At 60.1% G+C, this 24,118-nt stretch carries 33 protein-coding genes and 1 pseudogene; 27 read left to right on the top strand and 7 right to left on the bottom strand.

Going from position 1 to position 24,118, the window contains the following annotated elements; translation table 11 throughout:
* Positions 1-6 precede the first annotated feature (6 nt).
* Complete coding sequence (locus tag QMO82_RS16435; RefSeq protein ID WP_183608095.1) at positions 7-429, bottom strand: type II toxin-antitoxin system VapC family toxin; 423 nt, start codon at positions 427-429, stop codon at positions 7-9.
* Positions 429-671 (bottom strand): type II toxin-antitoxin system VapB family antitoxin, encoded by a 243-nt coding sequence (locus QMO82_RS16430; RefSeq protein WP_183608096.1) that lies wholly within the window; start codon positions 669-671, stop codon positions 429-431. The genes QMO82_RS16435 and QMO82_RS16430 overlap by 1 nt, the downstream gene beginning before the upstream one ends.
* Before the next feature lie 172 nt (positions 672-843).
* Here QMO82_RS16430 and QMO82_RS16425 point away from each other — a divergent pair, with 172 nt between their 5' ends.
* The 14 genes and pseudogenes from QMO82_RS16425 to QMO82_RS16360 all read left to right on the top strand — a co-directional run bounded on the left by QMO82_RS16425 (position 844) and on the right by QMO82_RS16360 (position 12,425).
* Positions 844-2,031: a glycine C-acetyltransferase gene (locus QMO82_RS16425; RefSeq protein WP_183608097.1), complete on the top strand. Its 1,188-nt coding sequence runs from the start codon at positions 844-846 to the stop codon at positions 2,029-2,031.
* 180 nt (positions 2,032-2,211) lie between these two features.
* Positions 2,212-3,249 (top strand): L-threonine 3-dehydrogenase, encoded by a 1,038-nt coding sequence (gene tdh, locus QMO82_RS16420; protein ID WP_183608098.1) that lies wholly within the window; start codon positions 2,212-2,214, stop codon positions 3,247-3,249.
* 10 nt (positions 3,250-3,259) lie between these two features.
* A pseudogene (locus QMO82_RS16415) lies at positions 3,260-3,606 on the top strand (GFA family protein).
* Positions 3,607-3,656: 50 nt separating this feature from the next.
* Positions 3,657-3,851, top strand: coding sequence for a hypothetical protein (locus QMO82_RS16410; RefSeq protein ID WP_183608099.1), 195 nt, complete (start codon positions 3,657-3,659; stop codon positions 3,849-3,851).
* Positions 3,852-4,072: 221 nt separating this feature from the next.
* A complete protein-coding gene (gene rpoD, locus QMO82_RS16405; RefSeq protein ID WP_183608100.1) occupies positions 4,073-6,130 on the top strand; it encodes an RNA polymerase sigma factor RpoD in 2,058 nt (685 codons plus the stop codon).
* A gap of 242 nt (positions 6,131-6,372) precedes the next feature.
* On the top strand, positions 6,373-6,666 hold the full coding sequence (locus QMO82_RS16400; protein ID WP_018242976.1) for a GYD domain-containing protein: 294 nt from the start codon (positions 6,373-6,375) through the stop codon (positions 6,664-6,666).
* Positions 6,667-6,830: 164 nt separating this feature from the next.
* A complete protein-coding gene (locus QMO82_RS16395; RefSeq protein WP_183608101.1) occupies positions 6,831-7,562 on the top strand; it encodes a DUF930 domain-containing protein in 732 nt (243 codons plus the stop codon).
* 32 nt (positions 7,563-7,594) lie between these two features.
* Complete coding sequence (locus tag QMO82_RS16390; protein ID WP_183608355.1) at positions 7,595-8,692, top strand: DUF930 domain-containing protein; 1,098 nt, start codon at positions 7,595-7,597, stop codon at positions 8,690-8,692.
* 101 nt (positions 8,693-8,793) lie between these two features.
* On the top strand, positions 8,794-8,955 hold the full coding sequence (locus QMO82_RS16385; RefSeq protein ID WP_183610893.1) for a hypothetical protein: 162 nt from the start codon (positions 8,794-8,796) through the stop codon (positions 8,953-8,955).
* 56 nt (positions 8,956-9,011) lie between these two features.
* Positions 9,012-9,740, top strand: a complete 729-nt coding sequence (locus QMO82_RS16380) for an APH(3') family aminoglycoside O-phosphotransferase (protein ID WP_246718321.1) — start codon at positions 9,012-9,014, stop codon at positions 9,738-9,740.
* Positions 9,741-9,803: 63 nt separating this feature from the next.
* Positions 9,804-10,610 carry an AraC family transcriptional regulator gene (locus QMO82_RS16375; RefSeq protein ID WP_183608103.1) on the top strand — a complete coding sequence of 269 codons (807 nt, stop codon included), beginning with the start codon at positions 9,804-9,806 and terminating at the stop codon, positions 10,608-10,610.
* Positions 10,611-10,692: 82 nt separating this feature from the next.
* Positions 10,693-11,592: a DMT family transporter gene (locus QMO82_RS16370; protein ID WP_183608104.1), complete on the top strand. Its 900-nt coding sequence runs from the start codon at positions 10,693-10,695 to the stop codon at positions 11,590-11,592.
* 128 nt (positions 11,593-11,720) lie between these two features.
* On the top strand, positions 11,721-12,119 hold the full coding sequence (locus QMO82_RS16365) for a DUF427 domain-containing protein (RefSeq protein WP_183608105.1): 399 nt from the start codon (positions 11,721-11,723) through the stop codon (positions 12,117-12,119).
* A 72-nt stretch (positions 12,120-12,191) separates the two neighbouring features.
* A complete protein-coding gene (locus tag QMO82_RS16360) occupies positions 12,192-12,425 on the top strand; it encodes a hypothetical protein (RefSeq protein WP_168255511.1) in 234 nt (77 codons plus the stop codon).
* A 167-nt stretch (positions 12,426-12,592) separates the two neighbouring features.
* Here QMO82_RS16360 and QMO82_RS16355 read toward each other — a convergent pair whose 3' ends face one another.
* Positions 12,593-12,838: a hypothetical protein gene (locus QMO82_RS16355; RefSeq protein WP_129419782.1), complete on the bottom strand. Its 246-nt coding sequence runs from the start codon at positions 12,836-12,838 to the stop codon at positions 12,593-12,595.
* A gap of 134 nt (positions 12,839-12,972) precedes the next feature.
* Between QMO82_RS16355 and QMO82_RS16350 the strand changes: the two genes are divergently transcribed.
* The 7 genes from QMO82_RS16350 (at position 12,973) to QMO82_RS16320 (ending at position 17,623) form a co-directional block, all read left to right on the top strand.
* Positions 12,973-13,692, top strand: coding sequence for a Crp/Fnr family transcriptional regulator (locus QMO82_RS16350; RefSeq protein WP_183608106.1), 720 nt, complete (start codon positions 12,973-12,975; stop codon positions 13,690-13,692).
* Positions 13,693-13,828: 136 nt separating this feature from the next.
* Complete coding sequence (locus QMO82_RS16345; RefSeq protein ID WP_183608107.1) at positions 13,829-15,049, top strand: MFS transporter; 1,221 nt, start codon at positions 13,829-13,831, stop codon at positions 15,047-15,049.
* Positions 15,050-15,125: 76 nt separating this feature from the next.
* Complete coding sequence (locus QMO82_RS16340; protein WP_183608108.1) at positions 15,126-15,725, top strand: DUF922 domain-containing Zn-dependent protease; 600 nt, start codon at positions 15,126-15,128, stop codon at positions 15,723-15,725.
* Positions 15,726-15,820: 95 nt separating this feature from the next.
* Positions 15,821-16,174 carry a DUF1428 domain-containing protein gene (locus tag QMO82_RS16335; RefSeq protein WP_183608109.1) on the top strand — a complete coding sequence of 118 codons (354 nt, stop codon included), beginning with the start codon at positions 15,821-15,823 and terminating at the stop codon, positions 16,172-16,174.
* A 75-nt stretch (positions 16,175-16,249) separates the two neighbouring features.
* Positions 16,250-16,672, top strand: coding sequence for a secondary thiamine-phosphate synthase enzyme YjbQ (locus QMO82_RS16330; RefSeq protein WP_183608110.1), 423 nt, complete (start codon positions 16,250-16,252; stop codon positions 16,670-16,672).
* 127 nt (positions 16,673-16,799) lie between these two features.
* Complete coding sequence (locus QMO82_RS16325) at positions 16,800-17,102, top strand: hypothetical protein (RefSeq protein WP_183608111.1); 303 nt, start codon at positions 16,800-16,802, stop codon at positions 17,100-17,102.
* A gap of 167 nt (positions 17,103-17,269) precedes the next feature.
* Positions 17,270-17,623, top strand: a complete 354-nt coding sequence (locus tag QMO82_RS16320; protein ID WP_183608356.1) for a hypothetical protein — start codon at positions 17,270-17,272, stop codon at positions 17,621-17,623.
* Positions 17,624-17,991: 368 nt separating this feature from the next.
* Here QMO82_RS16320 and QMO82_RS16315 read toward each other — a convergent pair whose 3' ends face one another.
* On the bottom strand, positions 17,992-18,732 hold the full coding sequence (locus tag QMO82_RS16315) for an SIMPL domain-containing protein (RefSeq protein ID WP_183608112.1): 741 nt from the start codon (positions 18,730-18,732) through the stop codon (positions 17,992-17,994).
* Positions 18,733-18,914: 182 nt separating this feature from the next.
* On the opposite strand from QMO82_RS16315, the gene QMO82_RS16310 reads away from it, so the two are divergent.
* The 3 genes from QMO82_RS16310 (at position 18,915) to QMO82_RS16300 (ending at position 20,821) form a co-directional block, all read left to right on the top strand.
* Positions 18,915-19,376, top strand: coding sequence for an N-acetyltransferase (locus tag QMO82_RS16310; protein ID WP_246718303.1), 462 nt, complete (start codon positions 18,915-18,917; stop codon positions 19,374-19,376).
* 237 nt (positions 19,377-19,613) lie between these two features.
* Positions 19,614-20,165 carry a hypothetical protein gene (locus tag QMO82_RS16305; RefSeq protein ID WP_183608113.1) on the top strand — a complete coding sequence of 184 codons (552 nt, stop codon included), beginning with the start codon at positions 19,614-19,616 and terminating at the stop codon, positions 20,163-20,165.
* A gap of 464 nt (positions 20,166-20,629) precedes the next feature.
* A complete protein-coding gene (locus QMO82_RS16300; protein WP_246718305.1) occupies positions 20,630-20,821 on the top strand; it encodes a hypothetical protein in 192 nt (63 codons plus the stop codon).
* Positions 20,822-21,121: 300 nt separating this feature from the next.
* Here the strand turns inward: QMO82_RS16300 and QMO82_RS33835 are convergent, their stop codons facing one another.
* Positions 21,122-21,331, bottom strand: coding sequence for a hypothetical protein (locus tag QMO82_RS33835; RefSeq protein WP_097620350.1), 210 nt, complete (start codon positions 21,329-21,331; stop codon positions 21,122-21,124).
* Positions 21,332-21,582: 251 nt separating this feature from the next.
* Here QMO82_RS33835 and QMO82_RS16295 point away from each other — a divergent pair, with 251 nt between their 5' ends.
* From QMO82_RS16295 to QMO82_RS16285, 3 genes are all read left to right on the top strand, one after another.
* On the top strand, positions 21,583-21,735 hold the full coding sequence (locus tag QMO82_RS16295) for a hypothetical protein (protein WP_183608114.1): 153 nt from the start codon (positions 21,583-21,585) through the stop codon (positions 21,733-21,735).
* Between the two features lie 184 nt (positions 21,736-21,919).
* Positions 21,920-22,150, top strand: coding sequence for a hypothetical protein (locus tag QMO82_RS16290; protein ID WP_246718322.1), 231 nt, complete (start codon positions 21,920-21,922; stop codon positions 22,148-22,150).
* A gap of 137 nt (positions 22,151-22,287) precedes the next feature.
* Positions 22,288-22,914, top strand: coding sequence for an outer membrane protein (locus tag QMO82_RS16285; RefSeq protein ID WP_283196650.1), 627 nt, complete (start codon positions 22,288-22,290; stop codon positions 22,912-22,914).
* A 203-nt stretch (positions 22,915-23,117) separates the two neighbouring features.
* On the opposite strand, the gene QMO82_RS16280 is transcribed toward QMO82_RS16285, so the two are convergent.
* Complete coding sequence (locus QMO82_RS16280) at positions 23,118-23,405, bottom strand: DUF1236 domain-containing protein (protein ID WP_183608116.1); 288 nt, start codon at positions 23,403-23,405, stop codon at positions 23,118-23,120.
* 187 nt (positions 23,406-23,592) lie between these two features.
* Positions 23,593-23,865, bottom strand: a complete 273-nt coding sequence (locus QMO82_RS16275) for a BON domain-containing protein (protein WP_183608117.1) — start codon at positions 23,863-23,865, stop codon at positions 23,593-23,595.
* Positions 23,866-24,118: the final 253 nt, after the last annotated feature.

The following is a 24,118-nucleotide window of genomic DNA, read 5'->3' as shown; positions in this document are numbered from 1 at the left end:
CTTTGGTCAGGCAAGGTCTGTGTGGAGGAAGTCGTTGCCTTTGTAGAGAAGGCGCGTTTTCAGCGCTTTGGCGCAAGCATAGGCAAAGCAATCGCCGAAATTCAGGTCTGCCCGATGACCAATGACTTTTCCATAGCTCATGCTTGCAGACAGTGCATATTCGCCGATCTCATGCGAGATCGAAATTTCTTCGAGATTGAGATCTTCGGCGAATGCGTCAACCGCCTCGGCTGACGCCCTTAGAAGTTCGGGTGGCGTTTTCCTGCCTGTGGGCGTCTTCTGCCGTGCGAGCGCCTGGATAGCCTCGAAACGGACAAGGGGCGAGATGTGCATAATGGGATCGCCCGATGCCGCCAGAACCTTCTCAAGTTCTTCATGGCCGGGCTCTCGCGCAAGAATGGCGACGATTGCTGATGCGTCGATAAACATCAGCTACCCCACATTTCGTCGCTGAATTTCTTCAGGTCGAATGACGGGTCGTTTGCTCCCATCGCGTCCGCCAGCGATTTTGCGCGCGTGAGGCGTTCATGCAGCGGCCGGCTTTGCCGCGCGCGCGTAAGCTCATGATGGAGGGCCGTTCGCACGGCGTCGGTTTTTGTTGCAGCTTTGGTCAGGCGCTGCAGCTCACGCGCAAGCTCATCTACTGCAGGGTCTCGAATATAAAGGGCCATGGTAATATTCCTTCTGCATATACGGATATCACTTTTGAATATTCATTTCAATTTCTCTCACTGCCGACCTTTCCTTGTGAAAATATTTCGTACCGGATCGGCGACATCAGCACTTGCTTTGTGCTAATTGCAGCGCCCATCGGAGGACGTTTTGGGGACAAGGGCGTTTACAATGACAAAAGCATTTCTCTCCCACCTGCAATCTGAGCTTGCCTCTCTTCAGGATGCCGGCCTCTACAAGTCCGAACGCGTTATCACCTCGAAGCAGGCCGGGGAAATCGCCGTTGTTTCCGGCGAGCGGGTGCTGAATTTCTGCGCCAACAACTATCTCGGCCTTGCCGACAGTGAGGAACTGGCCGAGGCCGGCAAGCAGGCGCTCGATCGCTATGGCTACGGCATGGCCTCTGTGCGGTTCATCTGCGGCACGCAGGAGGAGCACAAGCAGCTCGAAGCGCGCATCTCCTCCTTCCTCGGCATGGAAGACACGATCCTCTATTCCTCCTGCTTCGATGCCAATGGCGGCCTGTTCGAAACGTTGCTGTCCGAGGAGGACGCGATCATCTCGGATGCGCTGAACCACGCCTCGATCATCGACGGCGTCAGGCTTTCGAAGGCCAAGCGATTCCGCTACGCCAATAACGACATGGCGGCACTCGAAGAGGAACTGAAAAAGGCCGAAGGCAGCCGCTTCAAGCTGATCGCCACCGACGGCGTCTTCTCGATGGACGGCATCATCGCCAATCTCGGCGGCGTCTGCGATCTCGCCGAAAAATACGGCGCGATGGTCATGGTCGATGACAGCCATGCCGTCGGGTTCGTCGGCAAAAATGGCCGCGGCTCGCCGGAACATTGCGGTGTCGAGGGCCGGATCGACATCATCACCGGCACGCTCGGCAAGGCGCTCGGCGGTGCATCGGGCGGCTATACCGCGGCGAAAGCGGAAGTCGTCGAATGGCTGCGGCAGCGCTCGCGGCCCTATCTGTTCTCGAACACGTTGGCGCCGGTTATCGCGGCGGCCTCGCTGAAAGTTTTCGACCTCATCGAAAACGGCGATGCCTTGCGCAGGCGTCTTTCCGACAATGCGGATCTTTTCCGCATGGAGATGACCAAGCTCGGTTTCACCCTTGCCGGCGAAGGACACCCGATCATTCCCGTCATGCTGGGTGACGCCAAGCTTGCCCAGGACATGGCGAGCCTGATGCTGAAGAAGGGCATCTATGTGATCGGTTTCTCCTTCCCCGTCGTGCCGAAGGGCCAGGCCCGCATCCGCACGCAGATGTCGGCGGCGCATTCGCAGGCGGATGTCGAGCGGGCGATTGCGGCTTTTGCCGAGGCAGGACGGGAATTGGGTGTAATTTGAGAATAGGGCTTGCCCCTCACTCTAACCCTCTCCCCGTAAAAACGGGGCGAGAGGACGTGCCAAACGCAGCGTCCAGGGTTGATGAAGCCGGTGCGGCATACCCCTTCGCCCCACTTGCGGGGAGAAGGTGCCGGCAGGCGAATGAGGGGCAGGAATAGGCACTGACCAAGGAATACAGATATGTCGAATATGATGAAGGCGCTGGTCAAGTCGAAGCCGGAAGTCGGGCTCTGGATGGAGAATGTGCCGGTGCCCGAGGTCGGGCCGAACGATGTGCTGATCCGGGTGAAGAAATCGGCGATCTGCGGCACCGACGTGCATATCTGGAGCTGGGACCAGTGGGCGCAGAAGACCATTCCGGTGCCGATGGTGGTCGGCCATGAATTCTCCGGCGAGATCGCCGTGATCGGCTCGGCGGTCACCCGTTATCATGTCGGCGAGCGGGTTTCCGGCGAAGGGCATATCGTCTGCGGCAAGTGCCGCAATTGCCGGGCGGGCAGGGGGCATCTCTGCCGCAATACGCTCGGCGTCGGCGTCAATCGGCCGGGGTCCTTCGGTGAGTTCGTCTGCATTCCCGAAAGCAATGTCGTGCCGATCCCGGGCGATATATCAGACGAGATTGCCGCAATCTTCGATCCGTTCGGCAATGCCGTGCACACGGCGCTTTCCTTCGATCTCGTCGGCGAGGACGTGCTCGTCACCGGCGCCGGGCCGATCGGTATCATGGGCGCGCTCGTCGCCAAACGTTCAGGCGCCCGCAAGGTCGTCATCACCGATATCAATCCGCACCGGCTGGATCTCGCGCGCAAGCTCGGCATCGACCATGTCGTCGATGCCTCCAAGGAAAACCTGACCGATGTGATGAAGGCGATCGGCATGACGGAGGGTTTCGACGTCGGGCTTGAAATGTCGGGAGCGGCCCCGGCCTTCCGCGACATGATCGACAAGATGAACAATGGCGGCAAGATCGCCATTCTCGGCATTGCGCCTGCTGGTTTCGAGATCGACTGGAACAAGGTGATCTTCAAGATGCTCAATCTCAAGGGCATCTATGGCCGCGAGATGTTCGAGACCTGGTACAAGATGATAGCCTTCGTCCAGGGCGGCCTCGATCTTTCGCCCATCATCACCCACCGCATCGGCATCGACGACTTCCGCGACGGCTTCGAGGCGATGCGGTCGGGTAACTCCGGCAAGGTGGTTATGGATTGGATGTGAGGAGGACGACATGATTTATGAAGGAAGCTGCCATTGCGGCAACGTGGCTTTCGAGGTCGAAGGCGAATTCACCGAGGCGCTCGATTGCAACTGTTCGCTCTGCCGCGGCGCGGCGGGCTTCTCGCCTTCGTGCCGCGCGACAAGCTGGTGCTGAAGACGCCCGAGGCTAATCTCTCGACCTATACTTTCAACAGGCATGTCATCCGGCATCACTTCTGCGCCAATTGCGGCATCGCGCCGTTCGGCGAGGGCGTAGGCCCGAACGGTGCGGCGATGGCCTCGATCAATTTGCGCTGTATTCCTGCGGTCGATCTCGGCGCGCTGACGGTGACGGCCTACGATGGCAAGGCAAAATAGCCAATATTCGTCTGGACAGAGGCGAATAGATCGCCGGCAGGACTGCAAAAATGGCCGAAACAACTGCAGCGCAGGCAAAATTCTTGCTGCCCTTGTCTTTTGTTCGCCGCCTCTTAAATAAGGTTCGCAATCGCTGCCGCGGTTCAAAGCCTGTGGATAAGGCTTTTTCCGATTTTTCGTGGGCTTTTTTTGTGGAAAAGCTTGACGAGAGCAAAAAATGTGGGAATCACCGTTCGACTTGTTGAAACGGTGAACTGGGTCAAGGCGGATCGCGCAACCATGGCCGGAAATCCAAAAGCAAAGAAGCTTTGCTGTCCGGTGCCGGCTATCGTGGTTAATCAGGCTTTAAATGTCATCCCGTTAGGTGGGCAAAGGTGATTCTGGGCGGCGCGTGCGATGCGTCAGGCCCTGAGACGGCCCATTCACCGTAGCGAGATTGGATAGCGTCAGGAAGGCGACGATATAAATGGCAACCAAGGTCAAAGAGAACGAAGACGCGGAAGTCGAACGCGACGGCGCAAGCGACGGCCCTCTTCTCGATCTTTCCGACGACGCGGTCAAGAAGATGATCAAGGCCGCCAAGAAGCGCGGCTATGTGACCATGGACGAGCTCAACGCAGTCCTGCCGTCCGAAGAAGTGACGTCCGAGCAGATCGAAGACACGATGTCGATGCTGTCCGACATGGGCATCAACGTCATCGAAGACGAGGAAGCTGAGGAAGCCGGTGCTTCCGGCAGCAGCGATGACGACGATAGCGGCGGCGACGAAGAGAGCGAAGGCGGCGAACTCGCGCCTTCGAGCGGCACGGCGCTTGCGACCGCCAAGAAAAAAGAACCGACCGACCGTACCGACGATCCTGTTCGTATGTATCTGCGCGAGATGGGCTCGGTGGAGCTTCTCTCCCGCGAGGGCGAAATCGCAATCGCCAAGCGCATCGAGGCCGGCCGCGAAACGATGATCGCAGGCCTCTGCGAGAGCCCGCTGACCTTCCAGGCGCTGATCATCTGGCGCGACGAGCTCAACGAAGGCACGACGCTGCTGCGCGAGATCATCGATCTCGAAACGACCTATTCCGGTCCTGAAGCCAAGGCTGCGCCGCAGTTCCAGAGCCCCGAGAAGATCGAGGCCGACCGCAAGCTCGCCGAAGAGAAGGAAAAGACCCGTCGCGCCCGCTCCGGCGACGACGACATCACCGATGTCGGCGGCGAAGGCCTGCCTCCCGAGGAGGAGGAAGAGGACGAGGACGAATCCAACCTTTCGCTGGCGGCGATGGAAGCCGAGCTTCGCCCGCAGGTGATGGAGACGCTGGATACGATCGCCGAGACCTACAAGAAGCTGCGCAAGCTGCAGGACCAGCAGGTTGAGCAGCGGCTGTCGGCTTCCGGCACGCTGTCGACCGCCCAGGAGCGCCGCTACAAGGAGCTCAAGGATGAGCTCATCAAGGCGGTCAAGTCTCTGTCCTTGAACCAGAACCGCATCGACGCTCTGGTCGAGCAGCTCTACGACATCAACAAGCGCCTCGTTTCCAACGAGGGCCGCCTGCTGCGTCTGGCCGAATCCTACGGCGTCAAGCGCGATAGCTTCCTGGAACAGTACCAGGGCGCCGAGCTCGATCCGAACTGGATGAAGTCGATCGGCAATCTGGCCGCCCGCGGCTGGAAGGAATTTGCCCGCGGCGAAAACACGACGATCCGCGACATCCGCCAGGAAATCCAGAATCTGGCGACCGAGACTGGTATCTCGATTTCGGAATTCCGCCGCATCGTCCATATGGTGCAGAAGGGCGAGCGCGAAGCGCGCATCGCCAAGAAGGAAATGGTCGAAGCGAACCTTCGCCTGGTCATCTCCATCGCCAAGAAATATACGAACCGCGGTCTGCAGTTCCTCGACCTCATTCAGGAAGGCAATATCGGCCTGATGAAAGCGGTCGACAAGTTCGAATACCGCCGTGGTTACAAGTTCTCGACCTATGCGACATGGTGGATCCGTCAGGCAATCACCCGTTCGATCGCCGACCAGGCCCGCACGATCCGCATTCCGGTGCACATGATCGAGACGATCAACAAGATCGTCCGCACGTCGCGCCAGATGCTGCACGAGATCGGTCGCGAGCCGACGCCGGAAGAACTGGCCGAGAAGCTGGCCATGCCGCTCGAAAAGGTCCGCAAGGTCCTGAAGATCGCCAAGGAGCCGATCTCGCTCGAAACCCCGGTGGGCGACGAAGAGGATTCGCATCTCGGCGATTTCATCGAGGACAAGAACGCGCTGCTGCCGATCGACGCCGCCATTCAGGCGAACCTGCGCGAGACGACGACCCGCGTCCTCGCCTCGCTGACGCCGCGCGAGGAACGTGTGCTGCGCATGCGCTTCGGCATCGGCATGAACACCGACCACACGCTCGAAGAAGTCGGCCAGCAGTTCTCTGTCACCCGCGAACGTATCCGTCAGATCGAGGCGAAGGCGCTGCGCAAGCTGAAGCATCCGAGCCGCTCCAGGAAGCTGCGCTCGTTCCTCGACAGCTAAGGGGCGATACAACCTTTACGATTGCGAAAGCCGGGCTTCATGTCCGGCTTTTTGCTTTTCGTCCTTTTCCACTGCTGCACACTTTTGGGCGACACGCCTAGTACCAATGATCCCGGCGGCTTTCTTGTCGCTCGGTGGTGACAAGATTATAGTCCGGCCACGGGGGAAGAAATCGATCGCGATGCGCGAGCGAGGACCGACGCATGCCCGTGTCGGGCGAATCCTCCGGTGGGAGGTGCGAGATGACCACTTACATTGTGTTGATCAACTGGACGGACCAAGGTGTGCGCAACGTTCGCGACTCGTCAAAACGGCTGGATGCGGCGAAGAAACTGCTCGGCGACATGGGCGGCTCCTTCAACCAGTTCTTTCTGACGATGGGCGGCCACGACATGGTGGCTGTCTGCGAAGCGCCTGACGATGCCGTCATGGCGCGGTTTGGCCTCTCGCTGGCGATGGGCGGCAATGTCCGCACCCAGACACTGAAAGCATTCCCGGAGGCCGCCTATCGCGAGATCATCGGCTCGCTTGGTTGATCGCGACAAAGGAGCTATCGGCGATCCTAAACGTTGCGCAATGCGCGTCAGACTGGCACTGTCGTTCTGTCATTAATTCCTCGTGGCGCGTCGGCAGGCTCTTGATGAAAGCGTTCCTGGGTTTCATGGCCGCCTTCGATTGCCCGACAGCTGTTTCCTGAGCGATGGCACTTGTGTGGGAAAATCGGGATGAAGGCATCGAGCGGGGCGCTTTCGCCTCGTTCGGGCTGCATGCCGTCATGCTTGCGCTGCTGCTCCTGCTGCTTCCGAGACCTGAGCCGCCGGCACCGCTGCAGGACGAGGGCATTACGGTCGATATCGTTCCCGAGGTGGCCAAACCTTCAGCAATAGCGCAGCCGGTCGCCACGCCTGCGCGCATTGCGACAAAGCCGGATGTGAGTGCGTCGGTCCAGGAGATCGTTCCGCCGCATCAGGAGAAGGCGCTTGCGGTCGTGACGTCGCCCGAAGTGGCTCCGGCGCTGCCGAAGCCCGATGCATTCGTTGAGGCGGGCCAGCTGTTTTCGGAGACGGTGTTATCAGATCCGCGCAGCCGCCGCGCCCGCGAGGCACTGCGTGGCCCTGCTGGCAGCGAGCGCAATCTGCAGCTCTGTGATCTCGAGGCGCTGGAGCAGGTCCGCCGGGCGCAGCCGGGTATGCGGCCCGATACGCTCGCGCCCTATGCGATGGCGGCGGAGAAGGTCAACGGCAACAGCGTCGAGGTGAGGGGCGGCGCCTTCCGCAGCCAACGCAAGTGGTACAACATTCAGTTCAAATGCGGGCTTGATGCTAGCTCCGGCAAGGTCGCGTCCTTCGCCTTTCTCGTCGGTGCTGCCATTCCACAGAGGGAATGGCAGCAGCACAATCTGGTGGCCGACGATGGAGCCGCCGACCAATAAGTCAATCGCTGCGATCACGCGGTTTTTTTCTTTTGTGGCTTGATGCTGCCGGTTTTAAAGGCCACATCGCTGCTGTGACAGAAGAAGACGTGGAACCAGCGGAAACGCAGTACGAAACGGGAAAGCAGCGGCCTGAAATCCGCTGGGGCATCGTCGCGTCGGTTGTTGCGCACATTCCCATCGTTGCTCTTCTGATTTTCGGGCTGCCGAAAATCGAGCCGAAACCCGCCGAAGACGAGAGCGTCAAGGTGGAGCTCGTTCCGCCGCCGGAGGAGAAGAAACCGGAGCCCAAGCCCAAGGAAAAGCCACCGGAGCCGAAGCCGCCGGAAGAAGCCAGGAAGCAGCCACCACCTCCGCCTCCGCCGCCACCTCCTCCACCGCCGGTTAAGAAGGTGCCTGAGCAAGCGAAGCCGATGCCAACCCTGAACCCTGTCATCGAGTTTGGCGACAAGAATAGCGGTCCCGAAAAGTCGTTGGCGGGAAATTCTTCTCAGGGCGAAACCAAACCAGCAACAACCCCACCGGAGCACGATGCGGAACCGGAGCAGATGCCGACACAGGCTGCTGCGGAAAAACCTGAAACTGAGACGCCTGCTTCAAAGCCCGTCCCAGATGATGTGAAGCTTCCAGAGGTTGCGACAACAGACGTTTCTCCGAAGCCCAATGGGCCGCCGACAGACGTGTCTGGCGAAGCCACGACGAGTATCGAGGAGGCCAAACCGCCGGAGCAGAAGATCGCTGAAAAGCCGAAAGCAGTCGCTAAAAACAACGATCTGCCGAAGGCAAAAACGCTGTTTTCGCGCATGGGAGATGGCAATTTGCTTGCGCAGACTGCGATCGATGGCCTTCCGCGCAAAGAGCGGGTGGCCACGCTTTGTACTACCGAGCTTCAGGGCCAACTCGTTCACGGTTCGCCGAGTTATTTCCCATCCGCATTGCCTAGTTTCGGGTTGCGCAGCGGTACCGTCCTTGATGTCCCGGATGCAGCCTTTGGCACAGCGAAAGGCTGGTACCACGTTCGTTTCCGCTGCGAGCTGGATGAGGGAGCTACGAAAGTCGTGTCGTTTGCCCACGAAGTTGGCGGATTGATCCCCCGCAGTCAGTATGCGAAATATGAAATTCGTGACTAGTCCTCGCCATCCTGAATTGCAGGAACAAGCCACGCGCAAGGAACCGCACCTAGCCTCTTCTCATGGCCGTGATGGTTACGGTGAAGAAGAGGACAAATGATATGTCGAACGAGATCGAACATTTTTTCGAGCGCCAGGATGAAGCCATGAGCGCGCTGTTCCTGGAAAACAAAGGCGACGAGCTGACCGATATTCTGGTGGCGGCTCTGGAAGAAGCTTTCGAGATCCTTCTCGAAGCAGCCCCCGCCGAAACGTTTCATTGATAGTTTCCGACAAATTGCCTGCCGGCCCGCTTGCGGCACGCCTGTCCGGTTACCGGATGGAGCAGGATGCGCTCGGCCGGTCGACGGCAAGCGTCTTCCGCCTCGAAGGTGAGGGCCTGCCGGCGCTCTATCTGAAGGTCGAGGAGGTGGCTACCTTCGGCGAGCTCGCCGACGAGGCAGCCAGGCTCGGCTGGCTCAAGGCCTCCGGTCTGCCATGTCCCGAGGTGATCGCGCGGGAAAGCGACGGCGAGCACAACTGGCTTTTGATCAGCGCGCTACCGGGGAGCGACCTTGCCAGCGCGTCGGCGTTGACGCCGCTTGTGCGGGTCGAACTGCTGGCTGCAGCCCTCCTCGACCTGCATCGCCTGCCGATCGCTTCCTGCCCCTTCGATCACCGGCTGGAGAGACGTATTGCAACGGCAAAAGCGAGGATGCAGGCCGGCATCGTCGACGAAACCGATTTTGATGCGACGCGGCTTGGAAAGAGTGCCGAAGCCCTGTTTGCCGAGCTCGAAAGCAGGAGGCCGGGACGCGAGGATCTCGTCGTTGCCCATGGCGATGCCTGTCTGCCGAATTTCATCACCTCCGAAAAGGGATTCTCCGGCTATATCGACTGCAGCCGCCTCGGCGTCGCCGACCGCTATCAGGATATCGCGCTCGCCTGCCGCAGCATCGCCCATAATTTCGGCGAGGCGCTGGTGCAGCCCTTCCTTGATCGTTATGGCATGCCGGCCACGGATCCGGCGAGGCTCGACTATTATCGGCTGCTCGATGAGTTCTTCTAAGCCTGATTGCGCGGTGTCCGTGCGGCTGGCAAGGTGCTTGGTGATCGGACACGCGGACAGACGATGGCGAAAAACCAGTTCAGGATGTTGCGCTCGGCGCTGACGGGCGTCGAGGCGGTGGAAGCGGAAACGCATCACAGCTTCAGCAGGCACACGCATGAGCAATTCGGCATCGGCCTGATGTCCGCCGGTGCGCAGTCGTCGCTCAGCGGCCGCGGCATGGTGGAGGCAGAGGCCGGCGACATCATCACGGTCAATCCGAACGAAGTGCATGACGGCGCGCCGATCGGAAAGGGACGATCATGGCGCATCCTCTATTTCCATCCCGCCATCGTCACCGGTTTGGCGCAAGAGATCGGCCAAGGCGGGGCAGGGCGATCGGAAATTCCGCGTCCCGTCATTCGCAACCGCGCGATCGCCGCCCGCTTCGAAAGGCTGTTTAGTGCGGTGACCGGCGATGGAGCGGCCGACGGGCTCCTCAGCGAGGAATTACTTCTGCAAATTGTCGCCGATGTCATGCGCGATCGCGGCGGTTTCGAAGCGAGGCCAGCAGTGCCGGCGTCGATCCGCGCGGCCCGAGAGCTGATCGATGACGATCCGCTTGCCGCCGTCTCGCTTGCCGATCTTTCCCGGCAAAGCGGACTCAGCCGCTTCCAGGTGCTGCGCGGTTTTGCCAAGGCGACCGGCCTGACGCCGCATGCCTATCTCGTCCAGGCCCGCATCCATATCGCAAGGCGGCTGATCGCTCAGGGCATGCCGCTGGCTGAAGCGGCCTTTGCCAGCGGCTTTGCCGACCAAAGCCACATGACGCGCGTTTTCGTGCGCAAATATGGCCTGTCGCCCAGCCTCTATGCCGGCGGCTTTCTCTGAGCGCCTGCATGCGCCTGCAATTTCGTTCAAGACCCTGATCCATCCCTGCTGTTTGCTCGGCGCGTCCAACAGGAGACGCCGAATGTCGAGACAGGTTCAAGGTTATCTCTATCTGGCGCTGGCGATGCTGACGGTGGGAAGCACGGTCATCGCCAGCAAGCTCATCGCATCAGGCCTGCCGCCGTTCAGCGCCACCGCCTTGCGCTTCGCCATCGCCTTTCCGGTCTTTCTCGTGCTGATGCGGGCGACCGAGGCGCGGCTGCCGAAGCTCTCCAGACATGACGGCCTCATCCTCATCATTCAGGCCGGAGCCGGCAGCGTCGGTTATACGACGCTGCTGATTTCCGGCCTCAGCCTGACCTCGGCAGCGGATGCCGGCGTCATCATCGGCACGCTGCCGGTGGTGTCGGCGGCAATCTCCATCCTGCTGCTTGGCGAACGGCCGCAGCGTGGCCTGCTTTTCGCCGTGGCGCTGGCGACGGCAGGCGTGCTGTCGATCGCCTTCTCGCCGGAGGCGGCCGGCGGATCGCTCTCCGGCAATGCACTGATCTTCCTGGCAGTCGTCTGCGAGGGATTGTTCATCCTGCTGAACAAAAGGCTGAAGACGGAGATCGCGCCGCTTGCCCAGTCGACGCTGATGACCGGCATCGGCTTCCTCGTCGCCGACATCCCGGCTATTTTCGAAGCGCCTCTCGCACAGGGTATTTCCGGAAGTGCTGTCGCCGCCGTCGTCTATTATGCGCTGGTGCCGACCGTCGGGGGATTTCTGCTTTGGTATGCCGGCGCCGAAAGGGTGAGCGGCACGGAGGCCGCGCTCTTCACCGCACTTGCCCCGGTTTCCGCCGTCATGCTTGCCTTCATCATCCTTGGCGAGCCGGTCGGGCTTAACCAGATCGCCGGCATCGCCTGCGTGCTTGCCGCCGTGCTCGGCCTGGCCCTTGCCGGGCGGCGTGCTGCGATGAAAGCGACAAGCGGAGGGTAGACGGTGCGGTTCAGCCATTGCGATGCGATATGGCAGGTCTTTCACGAACTTCGCGCCGACGTGCCCTTGGGCCGGCGGCATGTTCGCCCTATCTCCATGGGGCCGATATCTCCTGGAGACGAACCACCATGTCAGACAAGACGATCAAGATCCCGGGACCGGACCATCCGATCACCGTCGAGTACAACCCCTCCCGCGTCGTCGTCACGCTTGGCGGCAAGACCATCGCCGACACTCACGATGCGCTGACGCTGCGCGAGGCCTCCTATCCGCCGGTGCAGTATATCCCGCGCAGGGACGTGGACATGTCGCTGCTTCAGCGCACCGACCACAGCAGTCATTGCCCCTATAAGGGCGATGCCTCCTATTACAGCATCATTGCCGGCGGCGAGCGCTCGAAGAATGCCGTCTGGACCTACGAGGCGCCGAACGCCGCGGTCAGCAATATCAAAGACCATCTCGCCTTCTATCCCGATCGCGTCGACGGCATCGAGGAAATGGCCTCTCCGGAAGCCGGCACCTTCTGACGCGCATTGAACCCGTTCCGGCGGAACATGTTTGCCGCCGGGCCGTTAGGCTCGTCTAGCGGGGGATGTGTCGTGCCGAAATTCTACTTTCAACTCTTCGATCGGGATGGTGTCGGGGCGACCGAGACGGGATATGATTTCGACTCTATCGAGGCTGCCAAAGCGGAGGCGCGGCGCGTGCTCGCGGAGATGGCCGCCGAAGGCCTGCCGACTGCGCCTTTGAATATGATGTCGGTGGAACTCTTCGATGAAAGCCGGCGGCCGCTCGCGGAAATCCGGCTGATTCTCGAAGAAATTGCGAAATAGCAGCCACAGGCATGCCGGCCTGTGAATGCCTGTCGATCTGCCAAGGCAATCGAAAGACTATGTCAAATTTAATTGCCGGTTATGAAGGCGGGTCTTAGCGTCGCGTCACAATCGACCGAGTCGGATTGGTGCGTATGTGACCGGCGGCAGCCCTTAAACGACGGCCGCTATCGCAAGACGTCGAGCCATTCATTGTTGAAGACGAGGCTGGCGACCGTGACCGGATCGCCCTTCTCGTTGCGAACGGTGATGGCGATCGTCATGCGATCACCCGCCGGCAGTTCGTCACGGGCCACATCCAGCAGGATGCGGGTCACTTCTTTCGGAATGTCTTCACGAGATCTGAGCTCGGTGCCGTGCTCATCGCGCGTCGGACCTTCCCCGTTGTGTAGATCGAAATAGTAGCGAGCCATGTTTTTTCCCTGCGCGTCACAGGAGAAATCACAGATGAAGACAATTGTTCCCGAGGCTAGGCATTGATTCTTATAGAAAAAACGAGGTCGCATCGAAATCGGTCAGGCCGCCTGCGATATTGGCGGGCAAGCCCGTGATTGAATCCTTGCTGCTCAACCTTGGAAGCCGTGATGTGCTGTCGGCCGAGGAGGAAAGACATCTCAGAGCGATTATCGTCAAAGACAGGTATTTTGCTGCCGGAGAGGATCTCGTCTCCGAAGGAAGCCGGCCTGGCCATAGCACGCTGCTGCTCGATGGTTTTGCCGCGCGCTACAAGGTGATGGCCGATGGCAGCCGACAGATCACCGCACTGCATGTTGCCGGCGATTTTGTCGATTTGCACGCTTTCCCGATCAAGAAGATGGATCACGGCATCGTGGCCCTGTCGTCCTGCCATGTCGCCTTTGCCGATCACGCCGACCTCAGGGCAATCACCGAGCGCATGCCGCATTTGACCCGGCTGCTCTGGCTCGACACGCTGGTCGATGGCGCCATTCACCGCGAGTGGATTGTTGCCATGGGCCGGCGCTCCAAGCGCGCCCATATCGCTCACCTCGTCTGCGAATTGTTCGTGCGGCTGCAGGTGGTGAAGCGGACGCGGGGCGCAAGCTTCCAGTTTCCGTTGACGCAGATCGAGATGGCCGACGTGCTCGGCGTTTCCGTCGTCCATCTCAACAAGACGCTGCAGGCGCTGCGGCGGGAGGGTGTGTTCACCTGGGAAAACCGGACGATCACCATCGTCGACTGGGAGCGCCTGCAGGAAATTGCCGAATTCGATCCCGGCTATCTCAGCATCTCCAGGGAGCCGCGCTAAGACCGAGGTATCACACAATCCGGTGACACCAGCTCATTGCGATTGACAATTCGTCCATTCGGGCAGAACACCGCTCCGATCTTCTTGAAAACTCTTATGAAGGCTGGCGCGACCGTGGCCGGCCGGTGACATCGCAATGGACATATCCCAAGGACCGGGGAGCGTTCTTCGCCACCCCGGCTATCTGAACTTCGCCGCCTCCCGCGTCTTTTCCTCGCTTTCCTTCCAATCCATCGGCATCGCCATGGGCTGGATGATCTACGATCAGACGCACAGCGCCCTTGCGCTCGGCCTCGTCGGCTTCTGCCAGTTCCTGCCGATGGCGGTGCTGACCTTCGTCGTGGGCCATGTCGCCGACCGGTTCGATCGACGCCGCATCGGCCTCATCTGCCAGCTGATCGAGGCGCTGACGGCGCTGGTGCTGGCGGTTGCCACCTGGCAGCAATGGTTGACGCCGGCCGGCATCCTGGCCGCCGTCACGGTGCTCGGCGCCGTCGTCGCCTTCGAGCGGCCGACCATGGCGGCGCTGCTGCCGAATATCGTGCCGGCCTCGATGCTGCAGAAGGCGGTCGCCACCTCAACCTCGATGATGCAGACGGCGCTGATCATTGGCCCGTCGCTCGGCGGCCTGCTCTACGGCCTGAACCCTGTCGCGCCCTTTGCCATCGCGGCGCTGCTGTTTGCCGTTGCGAGCTTCAACGTCATCTCGATCCGCATGCAGTGGGCGCCTGCCAGGCGCGAGCCGGTGACATTAGCCTCGGTCTTTGCCGGCGTCTCCTTCATCCGCAGCCGGCCCGTCATGCTCGGCACCATCTCGCTCGATCTCTTCGCGGTGCTGCTCGGCGGCGCCACCGCGCTGCTGCCGATGTTTGCCAGGGATATCCTGCATGCCGGCCCCTGGGAGCTCGGCCTGCTGCGCGCCGCGCCGGCGATCGGCGCGCTCGCCATGTCGATCGTGCTTGCCCGCCGGCCGCTCGAGAGCAATGTCGGGCGCAAGATGCTTGTCGCCGTCGCGGTGTTCGGCCTTGCCACCATCGTCTTCTCGCTGTCCACCAATATCGTGCTTTCGGTCGCCGCACTGCTTGTCGTCGGCGCCTCCGATACGGTGAGCGTTGTCGTGCGCAGTTCGCTGGTGCAGCTCCTGACGCCGGACGAGATGCGCGGCCGCGTCAGTGCCGTCAACTCGCTGTTCATCGGCACCTCCAACCAGCTCGGCGAATTCGAATCCGGTATGATGGCGGCCGTGCTCGGACCGGTCGCCACCGGTCTCGTCGGCGGGCTCGGGACCATCGTCGTCGTGCTCTTGTGGATGCGGCTTTTCCCCGATCTCACCAAGGTCAAGACGCTGCAGGGCTGAAACATGCACGCCGCGTTGAAAGTGGAAGACGGTCCCGCTAGGGTCCGCGCGAACCATTAACCGGCGGGGGCCGCGCGTGACGAAAACTTTTCTAACCTATGCAATGGCGGCGGTTTTCGCCTTGGCGCCGGCCGCCGCGCTGGCCGAATGGCAGGCGATCGAAGAGGTGCGGCCCTATTCGATCTCCGGCAAGACGGGCGCCGAGCTCTACGAATCGATCGGGGCGCGGGGCCCCAAGGCCGGGGTCACCGGCCGGGTGATCGCGCATACGACCTTCAAGCTGACCTGGACCCGGAAATACGAACCGCAGGGCAATGCCTGCGTGATCACGACCAACCGGCCAAAGCTCATCATCACCTATACGCTGCCGAAACCGGCGGCTGCACTGCCGGCGGCCGTCGAGAGCAGTTGGGAGAGTTTTATATCAGGCGTTGCGGCCCATGAGCGGGTGCATGGTGAAACCATCAAGGAGATGGTCAAGGAGATCGAGGCGACGAGCATCGGCCTCACCGTTGCCGACGACCCCGACTGCAAGAAGATCCGGATCGAGCTCACCCGCCGCCTCGGCGAGATCTCCGCGAAGCAGCGCCAGCGCGGCCGCGACTTCGACAAGATCGAAATGGGGGACGGCGGCAATATCCAGCAGCTCATCCTCAAGCTGGTGAATGGGCCCTGATTGCCTGAAAGAGGCTCCCGGCGCTTCATCCCTGGACCGGCCCGGCCGGCTTCCTATCTCCTCCGCAATCACAGACACGCGAGAGGAGGAGTGCAATGTCCTATGTCGATGGTTTCATCGTCGCGGTACCGAAGGAAAATGTCGAGGCCTATAAGAAATTCTCGACCTTCGCGGGCACGATCTGGAAGGAATATGGCGCGCTCGAATATGTCGAATGTATCGGCGACGACGTGCCCTATGGCGAGCTGACCTCCTTTCCCCGCGCCGTGCAGGCCAAGGAGGACGAGGTGGTGGTGTTTTTCTGGATCGTCTACGGCTCGCGCCAGGAACGTGACGATATCAATGCCAAGGTGATGGACGATCCGAGGCTCAAGGGCGACCAATGGCAGATGCCGTTCGACGGCAAGCGGCTGATCTATGGCGGCTTCGAGATGCTGATCAAGCTCTGACGCGGTGTTCAGCGTTGACTTGTCGGTCATGGCGCGCCAACTCGCGGCGATACGATTCCGAGATGGGAGAGCGCCTTGCCCCAAACGATCCTTACCCTGCCCACACGCGGACAGGGCCTTTACGAATTCACCGACCAGGCGGAGGCCTTCGTCAACGCCGCGGGGCCGGAGGAGGGGCTGCTCACCGTCTTCGTGCGCCACACATCCTGTTCGCTGCTGATCCAGGAAAATGCCGATCCCGATGTGCGCACCGACCTTCTTTCCTTTTTCCGCCGCCTGGTGCCGCCGGCCTCCGATGCGTCGATGGGCTGGGTCGTGCACAGGGCCGAGGGGCCGGACGATATGCCGGCGCATATCAAGGCGGCGCTGACTCAGGTCTCGATCGGTATTCCGGTCGCGCGCGGCCGGCTGATGCTCGGCACCTGGCAAGGCCTCTATCTCTTCGAACATCGGGACCGCCCGCACCGGCGCGAAATCGTGCTGCATCTCGGCGCCTGAGAGGATTAATCCTTCTGAACGCAAACTGAATGTGCGGTTCCAACACCGTTCAGTTTGCCGCGGTTACTGTCGAGACAATCCCTGAAGGGAGAGTCGCAAAGACAAGAACAAACCGACGGAGATACCCATGACGCATTTCCTCACCAAGGCTTGCCTCGCCGCAGTGCTCGCCCTCGGCGCCGTTCCGGCCACCGTTTCCGCGGCAGCCGCGGGACCGCAGACGAACTTCGTCGTCGAGGCGCAATACCATCGGCCGATCCGCGGCTGCTCGCCGATGCATGCCGTGAACAAGGCGCGTGATTACGGCCTGCGGAGAGCGCATGTCACCCGTATGTCGCCGCGCGTCGTCGTCGTTGCCGGGCGCGACCGTCGCGGCTGGGACAGAATGGTCTTCGCCAATGTCCGCGGCTGCCCGCTGATCCGCCGCTAAGATATTAAGGCGGCAAGCGCCGACGAGCCCTGCCGCCGTTTTGCCTTGACTGCGCCACTTTCCGCCGTCTCTTCTCTAATCCGTATGAGTGATTCCCAATGACGCTTCGGCGTGATGCGGGGGGAGCGCGGCTCGACCGCACCGACTATAGAACGAAAGGTTTTTCGATGATGCAGTTTTTGGCAAAGGCGGGTCTTGCCGTCATGCTGACAGCCGGCACGCTTGCCGGCACGGTGGCGCCTGCCGCCGCCCAGTTGAATATCATTATCGGCGATCAGGACCGTGATGCGCCGCGGGACTACCGCCGTCCGCTTCCGCCGCCGGGCTTCGAACGTCGCGGCCGCGGCTGCGATCCGCGTCTTGCCGAAGATATGGCCCGCGACTACGGCTTCCGCCGCGCGCGCGTCGTCGATATCACCCCGCGCCGCGTCATCGTCCAGGGCTGGACACGTCGCGGCCCCGGCGAGATGAGCTTCGGCAACGTCCGCGGTTGCCCCGCGCTGCGCCGCGGATATCAATAGAATACCGCCTGCACGTCTAAACGACGTGCGCCGCTGCAAAAGCCGCCTTTGCCGGTCTCCCGATCGGCAAGGGCGGTTTTCTCTTTTGGGATTGGTTTGCGCTCGGTTTGACTGCGCTCTTTCTTCCGGCATTGTCCCGGGCTGTACCAATGCAAAACCCCTCCCCAACCGCTCCCCACAAGGGGGAGGGGCTAAGCTCTGGTCCCGGGCGGCGATCAAAAGCAGAGGTTTTGCCGGCTGTTTCCGTTCTACGGATTGCGACGATAGAGGTTATGTGAAGCGGTGCGCCACGTTAGCCCCTCCCCCTTGTGGGGAGGGGTCTTGGGTAGCAGCCGGCGCGAACAGCATCGACACGCGGCGCCTCCATTTTACTGCTCGATTGCGAAAGTCACGGTGACGCTGACATTGTAATTGTTCTCGCCGCTCTGGACGGGAACGGCAGAATCCCCGGCCTCCTTCATCATCGTGGCGCGATAGACCGGCTGCGGCATGGCGCGCGGCACATTCTCGTTAATCTCGAGGATGCGGCCAAGTTTGACGCCGGCGGCTTCGCTCAGCGTCTTCGCCTTCTTGACCGCCTCGGCGACGGCGTTCTTGCGTGCCTCTTCGATCGCCGCTTCCGGCTTGTCGTTGGTGAACTGGATGTCGCCGCCCTGGTTGATGCCGAGCGTGACGGATTGGTCGATGACCTGGCCGAGCTTGGCGAGATCGCGCAGCCTAACGGTGACCGAATTGATCGTCTGGTAGCCGATCAGCTGCGGCTGCTGCTGCTGGCCGTCGACCGGCTGCGGATAATTATATTGCGGCTGGATGGAAAAGCCGGAAGTCTGCAGATCGCGCTCGGCAATGCCGCCGTCCTTCAGCGCCTTCAGCACCTCGTTCATCGCCTTGTTGTTCTCATCGAGGGCTTCGCGGGCGGTCTTTGCCTGCTTGACGACGGCGAGATTGACGATGGCCATATCCGGAGCCACGGCCGATTCGCCATCGCCCGTCACCGAAATCACCGCCTCGCGCGGTTTTGCCTCCTGCGCCAAAACAGGCGCTGCGCTGCCAAGCGGCAGGGCCAGAAGGGCAGTCATCAGAAGTGTCTTGGAAAGAATCGGCGCCATGTTTCATTCCCTAGTTGTCGTTTCCCGGATGAACTTTCTGTCGGTTGATTGTGAAGCTATTGCGGCGGAGAAGATAGGCGCATGCGCATCGCGAGAAAAATGTCTGAGATGCCTGCGTTGGAGTTTGCGCCGGAAGGGCGTCGGCTGATCCTTAAAAGCTGAAAACGGCTGGACCGGAACCGATGGGTCGCTATCCTACGGCGATCATCGATGATGAGGAAACCATGTTCGAAACCCTTGATCCCGTTCCGCCTGAGATCGCAACTGCGATTTCCGACGGCCTGACTGCCTTCAACGAGAGCGCTGAGATCAGGCGTGAGGCGTTCGCCATCGTCTGGCAAGGGAATGGAGGGCTTACTGCCGGAATAACGGCGTCCGTTTCCTTCTCGATTCTTTTCATCGGCAATCTGTGGGTGGCAAAATCGCTGCGGTTGAGCGGCATCGGCACGAAGTTGATGGCGGCGGCGGAAGAAGAAGGGCGCCGCCGCGCCGCTGTAACGGCCTGCGTCGACACGCTCTCGACCCAGGCGCCGGACTTTTACCCGAAACTTGGATATGTCGAATTCGGCAGGATCAGCGGGCATGCCGCAGGCCGGCCTGTCGACCGGATCTGGTTCCGTAAGGAACTCTCCGTCGCAGCCTGATCAGGACCGCTGGCATGACCGATGCCGGCGAACGTGCGCGAGGATCGGCGTGCTCGATTCCATCATCTGGCTCGATAGGTGGCCACGGCACATCGGTAAAGCTGCAAGCAAACAATTGCATAAACCAACGTGGCGAGGCGACCGCTTCCCAAATCCCGCAAACCTGATAGCAAATATGGCGGGTTAAGGAACAAGCGGCGGCCGCAGAGCACACGGTGTGGCCGGCAAGGGGGCAGCATGCGATTCATGGCAATTCTTTCGATCAGCCTCACCATCGGTCTGGCGGGGTGCTCTCAAGTGGCGGAAAAGGCTGAGAACGCCGCCAACCGCTCTTACACCAGCTATGCGCTGGGCAAACCCTATGCGGAGATCGCCAATCTCGGCCAGTCGCCGATGGCGCGGCTTTCCGGTTCCGAAGCGACCTTCGGGCCGATGATCGGCGCGACGCCATTGAAAAACGGCATGACGATCTACCGGCATATGGCGCCGGCCGCCAGGACCGAGACCGGCACGAATTTCGCCGGCCTGGTCGGTAGCTCCACCGTTTCTGAGAATAACCGGCTTTCCTATTTCCTGGTGGGCGCCGACGGGATCGTCAAGGATTGGGCCACGGGCTCCGTGCAGGGCAGCGCCAGCGACTGCGTGCAATATATCGGCGCCATCATCAATCGCTGCAACGACATGCGGCAGCTCCAGGCCTCGCTCGCGCTCTATGATATCAGGGTGGCGACCAAGGGCGGCCACCCGATTGCCAGCTGGGGCGAACCGGCTGCACCTGTCGTGAACTGAGGAGGAGGGCCGGCCGGGATAAGGTCGTTTGCCTTACCCGGTGGTCAGCGGAGGCGTTGGCGACTAGGCGCCGAAATCATCCATGAAGGATGGATGGATGGCGGGCTTACGTTCTTCGCGCGCGTCGCGAAAACGCTGGGGAACAGCGCCGAGACCACTGACGAAACGGCTCAGGAGCCGGCGATTGAAAAGTTTCTGTATGGCACTCATAGCAGTTCACTCATTCTTTTTTTTGTTAGCCGGCAGCATATATTTTGCTCAACCTGCCATAACAATGGGCAATTTTGCATGACAGTTATGTGACGGTGCATGGGCTTGAAAAGATCGGCGGAAAGACGATCACTTTAGCGTTACGAGAGGCCGCCGAGAGCAGTCGATTGGCATCAATCAATGCCTGCATTCGCTGTGGCGTGGTAGATTGCTTGGCCGGGGCAAAGCCATGCCCCTGCGAAGGAGAACCTCAGATGAGCCGATTTTTCGCACTTATCGCGACCGGAACGCTGATCAGCCTCGCCACGATCATTTCGGCCTGCACGTCCACCAGCCTCGATCAGACTTCGTCGATCGGCGGCGATTACTATTACGAAAGTCAGCCGCTCAATCCAGCCTGTGGAGGCGGATTCAGGCCTAGCGATGGGCGGTCTTGTAGTTACTAGAAAAGAGGGCTGATCAGCCCGACGCCGTGGGACAAGTCAGCGAGTGCTGTCATCGCGCGGAAGCCGATGTTTGCCTCAACATCGTCCGTATGGTCCAATCGATGAGCAGCTTTCCCGAGACCGAGCGAACGGAATTTCCATAGGTCCAAATTGCGGCTGGGCGATTGCGACCAGCTGTCTGCGGCCGGCCGAAATAGCCGCTCTAGGAAACGCCCGCCGCCGAGAAAGTCGGATCTCCGGCTTGGATCTCGCAATCGACATCACCGCTTTGGACTTCTGCTTGGCGTCTAAAGTGATCAGTCAGTGAAGCCCTTGCAGTCTGTTTCGCCGCTCTGCCAGCAGTTCATGTTGAACCAAATTCCTGGCATTGTCCGAAAGACCATTCGGCCCCAAGAGCCCAAGTTCGGTAAACCGCGCTTCGATTTCCTTAGGAATGCTATCCGCTTCGTGTTGGCAAAGGCGCACAAGCCACTTCCATTCGTCGCTAGTCATATCCCTGTGAACGACCATGAATAGTTACCCTCCCGAGAACAACGACATCCATTAATAACTACCACAATCGCGATCAAAAGGCAGGTAGCTCGACGATCAGGCTGACGCATGAACGCGAAATTTCCGATCATTCTCGGTAAGTCTCCATAGCCGATAGTTGGCAACGGTGGCGCATACTTCTTGTCGCAGTCCCGCGTGCGATCTTGCAACGAAATATAGAAGTCTGTTTGCGCGGAAGAAAAGCCACATCCCCCGAGGGAGAAGCTCAGATGAACCGATTTTTCGCCTCTATCGCGACCGGCCTGATCAGCCTTGCCACGATCACTTCGGCCTGCGCCTCGTCCGGAAGTCTCGATCAGACTTTATCGATCGCCGGTTACTATCAGGAAAGTCGCCCACTCAACCCAGCCCATGCAGATTAGTTCACTCTGTAATCTCTACAGGCTTGATATAAGTATGTGTGAGATAGCGGCGTTCTCGCCGCCTGATAAATCAAGGCAGAGGTCTGCGGCTTCCAAAAATCTTGGCAACTATTGAAGCTTGGCTCTGTAACGCTGATCGTTTGCCACATGCACCCTTTGAGCCCTTCTGCCCGGCGTCTGGCTGCTGCTACAGCCATGCCCCTTCCAAGGGGAAGTTCAGACGAACCGATTTTTCGCCTTTATCGCGACCGGAACGCTGATCAGCCTTGCCACGATCACTTCGGCCTGCGCCTCGTCCGGAAGTCTCGATCAGACTTCATCGATCGGCGGCGGCTACTATCATGAGGGTCGCCCACTGAACCCGGCCTGCGCGGACGGGTTCAGACCCAGCGACGGGCGGTTCTGCAGTTATTAGCGGGCGCGATACTTGCCATGCCCACTTTGGCGCATATGTTTTCTACCCTATAGTTTTGCGAGTGTGTCTTTAGCGTTACCGCTATTTGTTGAGTTGGGCCGTATCTAGTATGTTGCAAGACATGGGGGTAAACGAAAATGAAGCTAACGATCGCCACCACTTTACTAGCACTTGTCGCAACGAGCGCGTTTGCAGCGGATGCCGTGCAGGACGTCCCGGCCACACCTGTTACGGCTGCGCCAGCTTTCAGCTGGTCAGGCCCGTATCTTGGTATGGATGGCGGCGCCAGTTGGCTGAACGGTGACTTCAGCGTCGGCGGCGCCAGCGATTCTCAGGATTTCAACGGCGGCGTCTTTGGTGGATTTGCGGGTTACAATTTCCAGTTCGACAACAACATCGTTGTCGGTATCGAGGGCAACCTCGAATACAACTGGAACGAAGAGGGAGCGCTGGGGGCGGACGTTGGGACCGATTGGGCCGGCGCTGTGCGTGGTCGTGTCGGCTACGCCTTTGACAGAGCGCTGCTTTATGGCGCAGCTGGATGGACCGCTACGCGTGGATACGTGGACCTGCCGGGATTCGACAAGGAAACGGAGACCTTCAACGGTTACACTGTCGGCGCTGGTGTCGACTTTGCCATCACCAACAACATCTTCGCCCGTGGAGAGTACCGGTATAACGACTTCGGCAAGAAGGACATTCTCGGCGTTGATGTCGACCTCGACCAGCACGAACTCAAGTTCGGAATCGGCGTGAAGTTCTAAGAACTGTCCGTCGATCAGCAGTAGAAAAGCTACACGGAACTTTTTCTGCGTTTCATGGCAACGACGTCATTTGATGCAGCTCGCTGCGGCGGATGCCAAGCTGAATTCAACTCTCGATCGCCGAGCGAACGGCACCTGATGCGAAGGAAGGTGGAATGATAAAGCATCGCGGGCCTTGGAAACATGCCCGCGATGCTTTCAAGTTATTGGATGACCTCAATCACCGCGCGGGTCTTCGGATTGACGAGCACGCGCTTTTTGTTGACGACCACATAACCGTAATCAGGTTGATCGGGGATTGTGTGGATCTCGACCGTGTCAGGAAGCGGCGTACCGACTACGACGTCACCTTCAAAGGTGACGGATGGCGTTTCCTGTTTTTGGACATAGGTCTTGACCTCGCCAGGGACGACGACCGTCGTCGTCTGCGCGAACGCCGCTCCCCCGAGTGACAGAAACAGCGATGCGGCAGAGATGACCAGTATTTTCATAATATCCTCCCAGGATCTTGAGTGTCCCGGTAAACGCCACCGATAAGATATAGTTCCTCCGCTACACGGAATGCCTGTGGGCATGTTTAAATAGTCACATCCACTTTCCGGGTCAGATTGAAGCATTCTGCAGGCGCAGGGTTTCGCCATCCCTCTTGGTACGTCCGAGCTCGCGGAACAACGCTCGCTACTGCGTCGGGAAGCGGCTCAGCATCCGGTCGTGGACATTCTCCTCGCCGACGATCATCGCCGCAAGCGAGATGGCTTTGTCGCGGTCTGCGGCTTTCGTGATATAGCCTTCGAGCAGGACGACAGGGCCGAGCATCCGGATCTCGATGGCGCTGTTGTCGATGTCCGGATCTGCGGACAGGGCTGCCTCGATGGTTGCGATCGTCGATGCTGAACTGTGGCCTTGCGAGCAGCGCTCTTCGTAGCTGTAGTTGTCGGGGCCGAACTTCATAGTCTCCTCCTGATCCGCCCTCCACGGATCTTCAACATGCCTCAAGGCTAATATGAACAGTAGGGCCTGGAGTTGCCAGTCCGACTTAAGTCCGCCTTTCTCTCGGCATCATCCGCTTTAGATGCTCCCCAGCCCTGTTGAAGGGCGCCAGATTGTCGATCCATATGGGGAATGAATAGCAATGCAAACGGTCGGAATAGCGGACTGGCATACAAGTGAAGACTTCGCGCCGCTGGGCCGTTCATCGAAGGTT

Source organism: Rhizobium sp. BT04 (assembly GCF_030053135.1).
In the GTDB taxonomy this organism is placed as follows: domain Bacteria; phylum Pseudomonadota; class Alphaproteobacteria; order Rhizobiales; family Rhizobiaceae; genus Rhizobium; species Rhizobium binxianense.
This window is presented reverse-complemented; position numbering and strand designations above follow the sequence as displayed.